This window comes from Nocardioides sp. P4_G10, from assembly GCF_056401175.1.
In genome coordinates this window covers 354,500-368,515 of sequence record NZ_JBFUJV010000002.1, presented here as the reverse complement: position 1 = coordinate 368,515, position 14,016 = coordinate 354,500, and the positions used below count along the sequence as shown (strand labels likewise).

Genomic DNA, 14,016 nt, shown 5'->3' with positions numbered 1-14,016 from the left:
GCGCTCGCCTCCGAGCGGGCCGCCGAGGGCCGTGACATCGCCGTGGCCAAGGTCAACGAGCTGCGCGGCGTCGAGCCCGAGCCGCAGGGCAGCAAGCTGAAGAAGCTCCTGGTGCTCACCGGGCTGCTCGCCATCGGCGGGTTCGTGTTCAGCAAGCTCAAGGGCAAGCAGGACGCCGAGGCCAACTGGCAGTCGACCTACGTGCCCCCGGCCGCGCCGAAGCCCGCCACGACCGCGTCGGCCACCCCACCGCCCACACCTGCATCCCCGGCCTCGACGTCGGCCGCACCCGGTGGCGACCCGCTCACCGACCCGCTGCCCGACGAGGTCACGGCTGACGACGTCGTCACGGTCGACCCGCCGGCCACCGACGACCCCGGCGGCGGCGCCCCGGGCGAGGCGATCAGCGACTCGATCGAGGAGGCGCACCCGCCGACCGACCCCGACGCGCCCGCCGACGTGATCGACATCGACGACGTGCCCCGCAAGAATTAGCAGCACCCGCAGCACCGCACCGGGCGGTGTCCCACCCACATTCGACTGGCTCGACATGTGGGTGGGGCACCGCCCGAGTCGCGTCCACGGCGTGTCGCCCGGGGGGCGGTGGGTGAGCGACGTTCGGCCGGCTCGGAACGTGGGTGGGCCACCGCTCGTCGGCGCTCGGAGGAACGTCAGGGAGTCTCGACGCGGTTCGTCTCGATCCAGTCGTCGATGTGCTCCCACCAGTTGAAGAGCCACTCGATGCGCTCCTCACGATCGGCCGGGATGTCCGCGCGGGCCACCCGCCACCAGCGCATGGTGATCTGCTTGTCCATCGGCAGCTCGCGCCACAGGTCGCCGACGGTCAGGAGGTGGTCGAGCCCGGTGTGGGCGACCATCAGCACGTCGGCCTCGGGCGCGGCATCGAGCGCGGCCAGTACGCCGCCGGGGCGGGGCGCCAGGACGTGGACCATCTCCTCGGCGCGCACCGCCATCTTCTCCAGGCCGAGCTTGCGGAGCTTGGCGATCGCGCGGTCGCGTCGCGCGGCGGTGAAGTTGCCGCCCTCGGGGAAGATCACGAAGGCGTCGTTGTGGTCGAGTCCCGTGGCGAGCGATGCGATCTGGGACTCGAGGTCCTCGCCTGCAGCTGGGTTCGGGGAGATGAAGCGGGCCGGGACCCGGTTGAGGACCACGTCGATCGCCGGGTCCCAGGCGAGGGTGTTCTTCAGGACGACCCGCGGCTCGCGGTGGTACCAGTGCAGCAGGGCGTACATCAGCACGAACGAGTCGCCGGGGCCTGCGTGGCGGCACATCACCAGCACCGGCCCGTCCGGCACCCGCGACGGGTGCGGACCGTCGGTGCGGATGCGCAGCGCCAGCACGCGTCGGGCCTCGCGGAAGAACACGATCAGCGCGCCCTGCACCAGGTCGTAGTGGATGCCGGCGAAGTAGGGCGAGCGGATCCGCCAGCCGAAGCCGCTGGCCAGCCACAGGCCGAGCATCACTGCCAGCATCAGGGTCTCGAAGGTGGCGTAGAGCAGCACCAGCCACAGCACGCGCAGCGCGCGCCACCGGCCGGGAAGCACCGGCGCGAGCGCCGCGGCCACCAGCAGCCAGCCCGGGAGGGTGAGCCACATCAGCGCCGTCAGGGCGACCACCGCCGGGGCCACCACCAGCCGACGGAGGACCCACACGAGAGGGCGCCTCATGGCCGGCCGAGCTCCGCGTCGAGGAAGTCCCGCGAGGCGACGTACGTCGCGTCGATGCGGGCCTGCACGCCCGAGAAGTCGCGGTAGGAGAGCAGCGAGTCGTCGCGCGACGACGTGCCGGCGGCGGGCAGGACGTGGGCCTCGACGCCGTCGGGGATCGTCGCCATGTCGCGCGTGAACCGGTGGCGGCGGGCCACCTCGAAGCTCACCCGCGCCACCTGCCACGGCCGGGTCGGCACCTGCAGGGGCCGGTCGATCCGCCCGACCTGGAGCACGAAGACGCGGGTGGCGCCGAGCTCGACCGCCCGGCCCACCGGGATGGAGTTCACCAGGCCGCCGTCGAGGAAGTGCTCGCCGTCGACCTCGGCCGGCGGGAGCAGGCCGGGCACGGCGGCGCTGGCGAGGATGGCCGGCACGATCGGCCCCTCGGTGAACCAGTGCTCGGCTGCTCGCTCGATGCTCGCCGCGCACACCTCGAGCCGCACCGGGAGGTCCTCGAAGCGGGCGCTGCCGAGCTCCTCCTCCAGCCGGGTGCGCAACGGCTCTGAGGAGTAGATGTGGGTGCCCGTCGAGACGGCCCGCCGGACCGTGCGCAGCGGCCGGTCGCCGTACACGTCGCGTCCCCGCGCCGTGGTGACCCACAGGTCGGTGAGCCGGTCGACCACCGCGAGCTCGGGCTGCCGGGCGACCATGGCGCCGTTGAGGGCGCCGACGCTCGTGCCCAGGACGAGGTCCGGGACGATGTCGCGCTCGAGCAGCGCCCGCAGCATGCCGACCTCGACGGCACCCAGGACGCCGCCGCCACCGAGGACGAACGCGGTCACCATGGGTCGACCCTAGTGAGGATCAGGCGAGCTCGGGGTGCTCGGCGCGCACGCGGCGGGTGGCGCGGTGCTCGGCCCAGAAGGAGACGAGCGGGATCGTGCCGCAGACGAGGGTCACCAGGGTGAAGGGGAAGTCCCACCTGGCCCGGCGCGAGAGCAGGAAGGCGCTGAAGAGGAAGATCATGTAGAGCCAGCCGTGCGCGACGCCGAGGTAGGTCGTGATCAGCTCGCCGGCGTGCTGGGCGTCCGAGCCGGGGGTGACCCAGGTCGGGGTGCTGTCGAAGACGCCCCACATCGGGGATCCGTCGAAGTTGGCCAGCGGGACGCCGATCAGGCAGAGCACCACGAGCAGGACGCCCACGATGGAGGCCATGACGCGGTAGGCGGTGAGGGTGCGGGACACGGCGGCCAAGATATCCGGCGCGTCCTATCCGGCACTCGGTGAGGGCAGGTCGGGTGCCAGGTCGGGGTTGGTCGCATCGCGCCGCCAGCGCCACCAGATGAAGGCGGCGAAGGCCCCGAAGACCCACCACTCGACGGCGTAGAGCAGGTTGCGGACGCCGGTCGTGCGGCTCGGTGTCGGGAGCGCCGCGAGCTCGGCCTCCTCCAGCCCGGGACCGGGGTCCTGGCTGATGAGGTAGGCCGACCAGAGGTCCACGTCGACGCGCTGCACCGCGTCGGCGACCCGGATCTCCGGGAAGACGTCGTCGGTCGGGTCGTCGTCGACGACGAGGGTGCCCTCGGGGGGTTGCAGCCAGCCGGTCACCTCCGCCTCGCCCGAGGCGGCCAGCAGGTCGGCGTCGGGCTCGGGCGCCCAGCCGCGTACGACGAGCACCGCGGCGTCACCGGTCTGCAGCGGGGTCACGGCCCAGTAGCCGGGCTCTCCGTCCAGCGACCGGTCGGCGACCCAGAAGCCGCCGTCGAGCCACTCGCCCACCACCTCCACCGGCCGACCGAGGTCGGGGGCGGGGAACGGGTCGTCGTTGCCCATCACGTCGTCCAGCGGCACCGGCGCGATGCCGGTCAGGTCGCGTGCCTCGGCGTCGCGGTGCGCCTGCCAGGCGTCGTACTGCCACTTCCCGAGCATCCCGGCGATCCCCACCAGCACGAGCGCGAGGGCCGCCGCCCCGAGGTCGGTCAGCAGGCCGGGTCGGCGGGGGGCGGTCACGGCCTCGATTGTCCCAGCCGCCCGGTCACTGTCCTCCGGCGGATGCGAGCTGGTCCCGACGCCGAGTGAGGTACGCCATCTCGGCGGAGTTGCCGGACAGCTCGATCGCCCGGTCGTAGGCCTCGCGCGCCTCCGCGCTGCGGCCCAGCCGGCGCAGCAGGTCGGCGCGGGTGGCGTGGAAGGCGTGGTAGCCGGCGAGGGGCGCGGCCAGCGCGTCCACCTGGGCGAGGGCGACGTGCGGGCCGTCGAGCTCGGCGACGGCGATCGCGCGGTTGAGGGCCACGACCGGCGACGGGTCGAGCCTCACGAGCTGGTCGTAGAGCGCCGCGACCTGCGACCAGTCGGTGTCCCGGGCGTCGGCGGCATCGGTGTGGACGGCGTTGATCGCGGCGAGCACCTGGTAGCGCCCGGGCGGGCGGCCCGAGGCGAGCCGCTCGCGGACGAGCGCGTGGCCCTCGGCGACGAGCGTCCGGTCCCACGCCCCACGGTCCTGCTGGTCGAGGGTGACCAGCTCGCCGTCGGCGGACACCCGGGCGGTACGTCGGGCCTCCGTGAGCAGCATCAGGGCGAGCAGCCCCGCCGCCTCGCCGTCCTCCGGCAGCAGCTCGCGCACCAGGCGCGTGAGACGGATCGCCTCGCCGGTCAGCTCGGCCCGCACCGGGTCGGTGTCGGCGCCGCTGGCGAGGTAGCCCTCGTTGAAGACGAGGTAGAGCACGGTCAGGACGCCGTCGATCCGGGCCGGGAGGTCCGCTGCCGCCGGGACGCGCCACGGGATGCCGGCGGCCTTGATCTTCGCCTTGGCGCGGGTGACCCGCTGCGCCATGGTCGTCTCCTACACGAGGAACGCGTGCGCGATCTCGGCGACGGTGAGGCCGCCGACCATGCGCAGCGTGAGTGCGACCCGCGCCTCCATCGCGAGGGCCGGGTGGGCACAGGTGAAGAGCAGTCGGAGTCGTTCGTCCTCGACGACGCCGGCTGGCTCCGGTGGTTCCGAGAGCTGGTCGGTGAGCATGTTGGCCTGCCTCTGCTTGGCGTCGCGCCGGCTCTCACGGCGTACGCGGTCGAGCGCCTTGTTGCCCGCGGTGGTCGTCAGCCAGGCGCCCGGGTTGGGTGGTACGCCGTGGGTGCGCCACCGCTCGACGGCGATGGCGAACGCCTCGGCCGTGGCGTCCTCGGCGACGTCGAGGTCGCCGAAGCGCCGGGCGAGCGTGGCCACGACCCGGGCCCACTCCTCGCGGTGGACCCGGGTCAGGACCTCGTCGAGCCCTGCTACGGCCTCGGGGTCGGTCAGGGGGTCGGGCACGGGTCAGGCCACGCCGCCGAACGGGCGGATCTCGACCTTGCGGTGGCAGGCGCGCGAGGCGTCCGCGGACAGCGCGAGCGCGACGTCGAGGTCGTCGGCGGTGACCACCCAGAAGCCGGCGAGGAACTCCTTGGACTCCACGAACGGCCCATCGGTGAACACCGGCTCGCCGCCGCGGCTGTCGGTGACGGTGGCGTCCCGCGGGTCGGTGAGACCGCCGCCGAAGACCCAGCGGCCCTCGTCCTTGAGCCGGTCGTTGAACGCGTCGATCGCGCCGGGCGCGGAGTCGTCGGTGGGGTTGGCGGTGTCTCCGATGACGGTGAGGAGGTAGTGCATGTCGGTCTCCAGTGGTCGGCGGCCACCCCTCTCGGGCGACCTCTCACCCCTACCACGAACGGGACGGCGTGGATACGACAGCGCCGGCCGCGGCCCCGACGGCCCGGCGCACCCCCCCGTTTGAGGTATCTGCTCCTCGATTTGCCGGGCCCGGGTCGCCACCGGGAGCACGTTGCGCAGATGAGGCGCAGTCGCAGTGGTGATGAGGGGACGAGGGACCGCAGCGCCCCGGCGCGGCTCCTCGCCCGGCTCCTGGTCTCGTTGCTGGTGGCCGTCGGTGTGCTGGTCGTGCTGGCCCCCACCTCGCAGGCCGCGCTCCACAACCCGATCCCGATGAACTCCGAGGAGGAGCCGGACGACCAGTTCGTCGACGACGACGCCCTCTTCGTCTACGTCACCTCCGACATCAAGGGCGGTCGGGTCTGCATCGTCGAGGCGAGTGTCGAGGCACCCGCCGACGGCAGCTGTGACCGCCCGGCCTGGGGATCGCCCAACGACATCGTCGGCATCGGCAGCATCATCCAGCCCATCGAGGGCCCCAGCCTGATCCCGGGAACCTGGCGGATCCTGGCCGAGGACTCCGAGGGCACGCCGACAGCGGTCAGCGTCGAGTTCACCGTCACCAGCTGCTTCGACTGCTCGCGCGCACCCGCAGTGGCCGCGATGCAGGAGTGGAAGGCGCGCGCCGGCCAGATGGGCACGGGCGTGAACCTGGCATGCATCGGGTTCGCGCTCAAGGACGCCGCCGACAGCGTCACCGCGGCCCGCGGCAAGATCAAGAAGGCCCAGCAGCGCGCCGACCGCTACGAGGCGGGCGAGGTGGGCTTCGCGGCGACGATCATCCCGGCGGCCGGTGGCCTGATGGGCTTCGCCTTCCCGTCGTTCGACGCCATCGGCGCGGGGCAGGACAAGGCGATGGAGATCCTGCACGACCTGTCGTGCGCCACCGCAGCGATGTACGCCGACATCGTCGCCGACCCGCCCGACCCGGACTTCGCGGTCGTGCCGACGCCGTCGTTCGCCACCATCGGCCCCTCCCAGTCGCCGGTGCTCGACGAGCTGATGTCCGCGCTCGACCGGCAGTCGGCGTTCGGCGAGGTGTCGCTGTCGGCCTACGAGAAGTACCTCGGCGCGACCGAGGCCGGCAACGAAGAGAGGGCTGCGGCCCAGCTGCGCGCCGCCGGACGCTACGCGCTCTCGCAGGTCACCCAGATGCGGCGCAGCGCCGACGCGCTGACGGCGTACGCCGACCTCTTCCGCTCCACCCCGGACTTCACCGGACCGCTGGTCACGCCCGAGGAGTGGACGACCATCAAGGGCGCCTACGACAGGGTCCGCCAGAACGGGTTCGCGCCGCAGGAGCTCTCCGCGCTCACTGCCGCCGGGCGCACGCCCGCCCAGATCGAGGCGATCCGCTCCCACTTCGAGGTGCCGTTGGCCGGCTTCGACCCCGCCACCTCGATGGTCGACCAGCTCGACGCGCTGGCGGCGACGACCGACGCGGCCGTGTCAGGCTTCGACGAGTTCGGACGCGAGGCGATCGCGGTTGCGGCGCGCATCGAAGGTCCGGTGCAGCCACCCAACACGCCACCCGTCGCCGCCCCGCTCACGCTGACCCTCGAGCGCGACACCTCGCTGGCGATCACGCTGGCCGGCAGCGACGCCGACGGCGACCCGCTGACCTACCAGGTCGTCGATCCGCCGACCCTCGGCACGCTGCAGGGCAGCGGGGCGCAGCGCACGTACGTCCCGAACCCGGGTGCCGTCGGGCAGGACACGTTCACCTACCGGGTCAACGACGGCAAGGTCGCCTCGGACCCCGCCACGGTCACCCTCACGATCACGCCGCCCACGCCCGTCGACCGCCCACCGATCGCGGTCTCGCAGACGATCCACCTCAACCAGGACTCGCCCTACCCCAACCCGTTCTACGGCTACGACCCCGAGGGGCAGCCGGTGACCTACCAGGTGGTCACCCCGCCGACGTACGGCACGGTCACGCAGTCCGGCGGGCAGTGGACCTACACCCCGAACCCGGGCTTCCGCGGCACGGACGGCGTGGTCTTCACCGTCACCGACGGCACGCTCACCTCGGACCCGGCGGTGACGACGTTCAAGGTCGGCAACCCCGACGGCATCTCTGTGGGCAACGAGATCTTCACCGTCGGTCGCGGGCTCACCCTGACCGCCGACGTCCTGAGCAACGACTCCTCGCCCAACGGCAACGTGCGCCTCGTGTCGTCCACCGCTGCGAGCGACGGCACCGCGACGTGCGACCTGGGACTCGGCACGTGCACCTACACCGCGGACGGCACCGCCACGACGGACAGCTTCACCTACACCGTCGGCGATGGCACCGGCGCGACGGCGGTGGGCACGGTCCGCGTGACCATCGTCGACGACAACCGCGCGCCGATCATCGTGGGCGCCGACAGCGCGACCGCGGACGAGGGCTCGTCGTTCTCCTACCCCTACACCGCGAGCGACCCGGACGGCCTCGTCGTCTCCACGGTGTGGACCGCGCCCGGCGGCTACAGCGGGACGAGCCCGCCCACCTTCCCCGACGAGGGCACCTACACCGCCACTCTCACGGTCACCGACAACCGCGGCGCGTCGACCTCGAAGGACGTTCGCGTCACCGTGGCCAACCGCCCGCCCCAGGTCAGCTACAGCGGCCACGACGGCCGGTGGGTGCGCGGCAAGTCCCTCGGTCTGAGCGCCTACGCCTACGACCCCGGCCCGCAGGACGTGCTGACCGTGACGTGGGACTTCGGCGACGGCCAGCAGGCGACCGGCCCGTTCGTCGAGCACACCTGGACCGCGAACGGCAGCTACCCGGTGACCGTCGCCGTGAGCGACGAGGACGGCGGCCGGGTCGAGCAGGTCGTCGCCACGATCGTGATCCGGGACGTCGTGGTCGACGCCGGACCGGCGGTCACCGGCGACGAGGGCAGCGCTCTCTCCTTCGACCTCACCGGGTCGACCACTCCGGACAACGGCCTGGTCTACACGGTGGACTGGGGCGACGGCCGTAGCGAGCCGTGGCGCGGCGGTCCCGTCGACCACCGCTACGCCACGCCCGGCACCTACGAGGTGCGTCTCTCTGCCGTCGACCACAACGACGGTGCAAAGGAGTACGCCGACACGACGACGGCGACCGTCGCCAACCTCGCACCGGCGAAGGCCGCCATCGCCGAGCACGCCGTCGGCCGGACCGGTGAGCCGCTCGGGTTCCGCGCCTACTGGACGGACCCGGGCGGTCCCGACCCGGCGACCGCCATCAGCTGGTCCTTCGGCGACGGCGCCACGGCCAGCGGCCGGACCGCCGACCACGCCTACGGCACGGCCGGCACCTACGACGTGACCCTCACCGTCACCGAAGCGGACGGCAAGCGCGTCAGCCGCATCGACCGGGTGCACGTGCTCGCCGACGTCGACCGGACTCCGTCCTCATCGGGTCGGGAGTTCTGGGTGACCTTCGACGCCAACTACATGAGCACCGACGACTCCGCGCTCACGCTGTTCGTCGCGTCGTCCACCGCGACGAGCGGCGTCGTGGAGGTGCCCGGCCTGCTGGAGGAGTTTCCCTTCACGGTGGCCGCCAACGACGTCACCGCGGTCTCCCTGCCCGTCGACGTACGGGCCGGGGTCAAGGACACCAACGCCCAGCGGGTCGAGCCGCTCGCGGTGCACGTCGTGGCCGACGACCCGGTCACCGTCTACGGGCTCAACCGCCAGAAGTACACCACCGACGCCTTCCTCGCTGTTCCCGTCACCGCCACCGGCACCCGCTACCGCGTCGTGGACTACGAGTTCGGCATGGCTCCCGTGGTGGGCGTCGTGGCGACGGAGGGCCGCACCACCGTGACGATCGATCCCCCCTCACCCCAGCTCGAGACCCACACCGTGCAGCTGGAGCTGGGCGAGGTCTTCGAGTGGGAGACGAGCATCGGGCAGAGCATGACCGGCGCCCTCATCACGTCGGACCGCCCGGTCTCGGCGTACGGCGCCAACCGCTGCGCCAACATCCCCAACGGCTTCGGCTACTGCGACCACATCGTCGAGCAGCTCATCCCGACCGCCACGTGGGGGCGCACGTACGCCAGCATGCCGCTGGCCGGGCGTACCCAGGACACCTTCCGGATCGTGGCCGACGAGGACGGCACGGTCGTCACCATCACCGACAGTGTCGGCAGCACCGACGTCACCCTGGACGCCGGCGAGTTCCACGAGTGGCTCAGCGGCAGGCCCCAGTCGATCCGGGCCACCAAGCCGGTCAGCGTTTCCCAGTACTCCAACGGCTCGACCTTCGACAGCACCGTCTCCGACCCGTTCATGGTGCTGGTCCCCGCGCTCGAGCAGGGCTACACCAGCTCGGCCTTCTCCACGCCGACGTCGGGCTTCCGCGCCCACCACGTCAACCTCACCGCACCGACGACGCGCGTGGGCGACGTCCGCCTCGACGGCGCTGCGGTCCCCTCAGCCGCGTGGCTACCGATCCCGGGTACGACGTACTCGGGCGCGGTCGTCGACATCGAGGCCGGCATCCACCGGGTCACCTCGCCCGTCCCCGTCGGCACCGTGGTCTACGGCTTCGACCAGGACGACTCCTACGGCTTCCCGGGCGGGTTCCGGCTGGCTCGGGTCGCCGAGGCCAACCGGCTCAGCCTCTCCCCGGCGGCGCCGTCCGGCGTGGTCGGCCGCGAGCTGTGCACGACGGCACGGCTCTCGGACCAGGACGACGCCGGGATCGCCGGCGCGCGGGTTGACGTCACCACGACCGGCGTCGTCACCGACGAGCGCTCGCTGGTGACCGGCGGCGACGGCAGCGCGACGTACTGCCTGACGTCGGCGACCGCAGGCGCCGCCGCGGTCCGCGCGACGTCGTCCGGCCTGACCGCGGACGCGACCCTCACCTGGACCCCGGCGCCGGTCAACCAGCCGCCGGTCGCGACGCAGGCGACGCTCACCACCCCGCAGGACACCCCCCTGCCCGTCACCCTCAAGGGCACCGACCCCGAGGGCGACCCGCTCACCTACGCCATCACCACCCAGCCCGCCCACGGCACCCTCAGCGGCACCGGAGCCAGCCGCACCTACACCCCCGCAGCCGGCTACCACGGTCCCGACTCCTTCACCTTCACCGTCTCCGACGCCACCCACACCTCGGCGCCGGCCACGATCACCATCAACGTCGAACGCGTCACCCCGCCACCTCCTCCGCCTCCACCGCCTCCGCCGCCGCCTCCTCCTCCACCCCCTCCGCCGCCTCCTCCGCCGCCTCCCGTGGTGGTCGCGCCGGCGCTCGACACGGTCGTCTGGGCCGACACGAAGAAGCCCACCGACTCGATCACTGCGCCGAAGCTGACGACCGCAGGAGCCCAGGAGCTGCTCGTCGCCTACGTCTCCTTCGACGGACCCCACTCCCCGACGCAGCAGATCACGAGCCTGCGCAGCGACGACCTCACCTGGACCCGTCAGGAGAGGGCCAACAAGACATGGGGCAGCACGGAGGTGTGGACGGCGTACGCCACCAAGCGGGTCAAGGACGTGCAGGTGAAGGCGGTGTTCAAGCACCGTGGCTACACCGGAACGATCACCGTCGCCGCCTACACCGGGGCTGCCCGTGACATCGGCACGTCGTCGGCGACCGGCGTCTCCTCCGAGGCCAAGGTCGTCATCACGCCCGCGTCGAGCTCGTCACTCATCTGGTCGGTCGGTCACAACTGGAGCACCAGCACAGCGCCCAAGCTGCCTGCCGACCACGCCTGGGTGCACACGTTCCACAGCAGGCAGGTCGACGACTACTTCTGGGTGCAGCGCCTCACCACGGCCACGACCTCCAGGAACGCGATCACGGTGCGCAACGCCGGGCTGCGCAAGAACGACCGCTGGCAGCTCGTGGCGGTGGAGATCCGACCTGCCACGTGACCCCGCGGGCTCAGGCCGAGGCCAGGGCCAGCTTCACCGCGAAGCCGACGAAGACCGCGCCGACCGCCGAGGTCGCGCCCGCCGACAACGCCTTGCGACGTCGGAAGGCGGCCGCGAGATGGGTGCCGCCGAAGATCAGGACGCTGAGGTACGCCGCGCTCGCCAGCGTCGCGAGCGTGCCGAGCACCAGGAACGAGACCACCGGGTGGGCGTAGGCCGGGTCGACGAACTGCACGAAGAAGGCGACGAAGAACAGGATCGCCTTGGGGTTGAGCAGGCTGACCACCAGCGCGCGACGGTAGGGCCGCTCGCCGCGAGCCTGCGGCTCCACTCCGGCCTCGACAGCGGCGTCGGCGATCTGGTCGGCGACCGGAACGCGCGAGCGCCACATGCCCCAGGCCGCGCGGAGCATGCCGATGGCGAGCCACAGCAGGTAGGACGCGCCCACCCACTTCACGACGGCGAACGCCGACGGGTTGGCCTGCAGCAGCGACGCGACGCCGGCCGCGGACAGGGTCATGAGCACAGCGTCGCCGGTCCACACCCCCGCCGCGCCGGCGTACCCGCTCCGGACCCCGCGCCGTGCCGCGACGGAGAGGACGTACAGCGAGTTCGGGCCCGGCAGCAGGATGATCAGGACGAGGCCGACGAGGTAGGTCGGGAGGTCGGTGATGCCCAGCACGCGTCCCAGTGTGCGGCCGGCCGCGGGGCGCGGGTCACCGATTTCGACAGGTGGGCCGAACGTCACACGCGACGCCGGAGCCGTGAGGTCATCAGGTGACCCTGTGGCAGCGGCCACGGCAGTCCCCGCGCCGACTCGGACGGAGCTCAGCGGGAGGTGGTGGGCGCGCCGAACGTCCGCAAGACGTGTTCGAGAGTGACGGCCAGCAGCTCGTGCGTCGCCTCGCGGGTGGCGTCGCCGCGCAGCCAGCGCCGGGTCGCGGCGCGGTTGAGGCCGGTCCAACACTCGAGCGCGTAGCGCAGTCGGATCGAGTCCTGGGGGGCGATGTCGGCGTGGAAGGTCGCGAGCCACGCCACCACGCGGCCTCTGAGGTCGGCGACCACACGGCTCACCTCGGGGTCGGCTATGTCATCACCGGGCGCGATCGTCCCGAGATAGATCGTGCGGTTCGCCTCGGTCCAGTCCAGCCAGCGTGAGACGGAGTCCGCCACCCGTGCGCGGGCGCTGCGCCCCTCGGGCGCCCGCAGGCCGTCCTCGCGGAGGGCATCGATCCTCTGGAGCAGCGCGATGTAGACCTCGGTACGGCCGCCGAAATAGTGGTGCACCAGCCCGCGAGTGACACCTGCCGCACGCGCGATGTCCTCGACCGAGACCTCTTCGTAGCCACGCTCGGCGAACAGGTCGTTGGCCGCGTCGAGCATCTGCTCGCGTCGCTGCGCGGGATCGAGGCGCTTGTACTTCGGCGTCGTGGTCATGCGTGCAGTGTCGCAGTGATTGGCGATCCGTCAAAAAGGGGGTAGGGGTTTCGTTGCACTGCACCCAGGGCGCCGGCGCCCTGAATTGGCACTTCGCCAACAGTCTGTTAGCATTGTGTCAACAAGTCGATACAGTCGCGTTGCGACCTGGCGGACACCCCCGCAGCTCTCCTCCGACCCCGCTTGACCACTCAACGACCCGCCAGAGAAGTGCGGAGTCCCCTACGAATGGAAGTCATCATGAGGAAGCTCATCACCACCACCGCGCTGGCCGTCACCGCCATCAGCACCACGGTCGCGCTTGCTGGACCCGCCAACGCCACCGACGACTGCACCTGGAACAGCGGCACCGACGCCGCGCCCGGCGCGTGGGCGTGGAACTCGTTCACCGACTGGTCCACCAGCGACGCCACGCCCGCCGACCCGGACGAGTCCGGGGAGGACAACCTCGCCAACCTGATCCAGATCGGCGAGGGCTGGACCGACACCGCCGACTCCGCCTACCGCCAGAAGGTGAGCGACGGCTGGCAGCGGTTCACTCCGTGGTCGGCCAGGGACACCGCACCCGACGTCGCGGCCAACGAAGAGGCCGGACACCGCTACACCCGCGAGGTCGGCAACAACGACGCCGCTCCCGCCATCGAGGGCAAGCCCGCCGTTCCGGGCACTCCCGCCGTTCCGGGCACGTCGACCATCTGGGCGAGCTTCTCCCCCAACAAGGAGCAGGGGCCCCTGACCGACGCGCCGGTCTACCCGACCGACCCCCGCGGCACGTGGAACGTGAAGGACATGATCCCCGGTGGTCACGCGGGTCCCGACGGCATCTACAGCCAGAGCGACGGAAACGGCAACGGGTCGTGGTTCTTCCGCTCGGTGGGTACGCCGGGCACTCCGGCAGTCCCGGCCATCCCGGCAACTCCAGGCACCCCTGCCAAGGCGGAGACGTTCCGCACCGAGTACCAGTTCGACGTGTACGCCTTCCACTACGAGTACCGCTGGTCCGTCTACCACCGGGGCATCACCGAGGGCACTGCTGCCGTGACCTGCGACAGCGAGGAGCCGACGGACGAGCCGACCGTGACCCCGGAGACCCAGACCGACGAGCCGACCGAGACACCGCAGACGCCCGCCACCCCGCCGGTGGCCGAGGTGCTGGCAGCCCACACCGCCACGTCGGTGGCCCACGTGCCCGCAGCGGCCCACACGGGAGTCTCGTCTGCGAACACCACGCCGGCAGCTCAGGCGCTGCCTGCCCAGGTGGCGGCCCACACCCCGAAGCAGCACCACGCTCCTGCCGCGGTGCCCACCACGATCGACGCTGGGCTGTGA

Annotated in this window: 10 protein-coding genes and 1 pseudogene; 3 read left to right on the top strand and 8 right to left on the bottom strand. The window is 72.0% G+C overall.

Annotation, left to right across the window (positions count from 1 at the left end):
- The coding region (locus AC1DP1_RS05335; RefSeq protein ID WP_477505957.1) for a hypothetical protein at positions 1 to 495 on the top strand (495 nt) is incomplete at its 5' end.
- Between the two features lie 176 nt (positions 496 to 671).
- Here AC1DP1_RS05335 and AC1DP1_RS05330 read toward each other — a convergent pair.
- The 6 genes and pseudogenes from AC1DP1_RS05330 to AC1DP1_RS05305 all read right to left on the bottom strand — a co-directional run bounded on the left by AC1DP1_RS05330 (position 672) and on the right by AC1DP1_RS05305 (position 5,319).
- Complete coding sequence (locus AC1DP1_RS05330) at positions 672 to 1,673, bottom strand: lysophospholipid acyltransferase family protein (protein WP_477505956.1); 1,002 nt, start codon at positions 1,671 to 1,673, stop codon at positions 672 to 674.
- 11 nt (positions 1,674 to 1,684) lie between these two features.
- Positions 1,685 to 2,515, bottom strand: coding sequence for a patatin-like phospholipase family protein (locus AC1DP1_RS05325; protein WP_477505955.1), 831 nt, complete (start codon positions 2,513 to 2,515; stop codon positions 1,685 to 1,687).
- Between the two features lie 19 nt (positions 2,516 to 2,534).
- Positions 2,535 to 2,915, bottom strand: a complete 381-nt coding sequence (locus AC1DP1_RS05320) for a DUF3817 domain-containing protein (protein WP_300053751.1) — start codon at positions 2,913 to 2,915, stop codon at positions 2,535 to 2,537.
- Between the two features lie 24 nt (positions 2,916 to 2,939).
- The gene (locus AC1DP1_RS05315; protein ID WP_477505954.1) at positions 2,940 to 3,680 is read right to left on the bottom strand and encodes an SURF1 family protein; all 741 of its coding nucleotides are present in this window, start codon (positions 3,678 to 3,680) and stop codon (positions 2,940 to 2,942) included.
- A gap of 25 nt (positions 3,681 to 3,705) precedes the next feature.
- Positions 3,706 to 4,971 (bottom strand): annotated as a pseudogene (locus AC1DP1_RS05310) (RNA polymerase sigma factor).
- Positions 4,972 to 4,986: 15 nt separating this feature from the next.
- Positions 4,987 to 5,319 carry a YciI family protein gene (locus AC1DP1_RS05305; RefSeq protein ID WP_477505953.1) on the bottom strand — a complete coding sequence of 111 codons (333 nt, stop codon included), beginning with the start codon at positions 5,317 to 5,319 and terminating at the stop codon, positions 4,987 to 4,989.
- Positions 5,320 to 5,499: 180 nt separating this feature from the next.
- On the opposite strand from AC1DP1_RS05305, the gene AC1DP1_RS05300 reads away from it, so the two are divergent.
- Positions 5,500 to 11,250 (top strand): Ig-like domain-containing protein, encoded by a 5,751-nt coding sequence (locus AC1DP1_RS05300; RefSeq protein WP_477505952.1) that lies wholly within the window; start codon positions 5,500 to 5,502, stop codon positions 11,248 to 11,250.
- A 10-nt stretch (positions 11,251 to 11,260) separates the two neighbouring features.
- Here AC1DP1_RS05300 and leuE read toward each other — a convergent pair whose 3' ends face one another.
- Positions 11,261 to 11,932, bottom strand: a complete 672-nt coding sequence (leuE, locus tag AC1DP1_RS05295; protein WP_477505951.1) for a leucine efflux protein LeuE — start codon at positions 11,930 to 11,932, stop codon at positions 11,261 to 11,263.
- A 146-nt stretch (positions 11,933 to 12,078) separates the two neighbouring features.
- Positions 12,079 to 12,687 carry a TetR/AcrR family transcriptional regulator gene (locus AC1DP1_RS05290; protein ID WP_477505950.1) on the bottom strand — a complete coding sequence of 203 codons (609 nt, stop codon included), beginning with the start codon at positions 12,685 to 12,687 and terminating at the stop codon, positions 12,079 to 12,081.
- 240 nt (positions 12,688 to 12,927) lie between these two features.
- Here AC1DP1_RS05290 and AC1DP1_RS05285 point away from each other — a divergent pair, with 240 nt between their 5' ends.
- A complete protein-coding gene (locus tag AC1DP1_RS05285; protein WP_477505949.1) occupies positions 12,928 to 14,016 on the top strand; it encodes a hypothetical protein in 1,089 nt (362 codons plus the stop codon).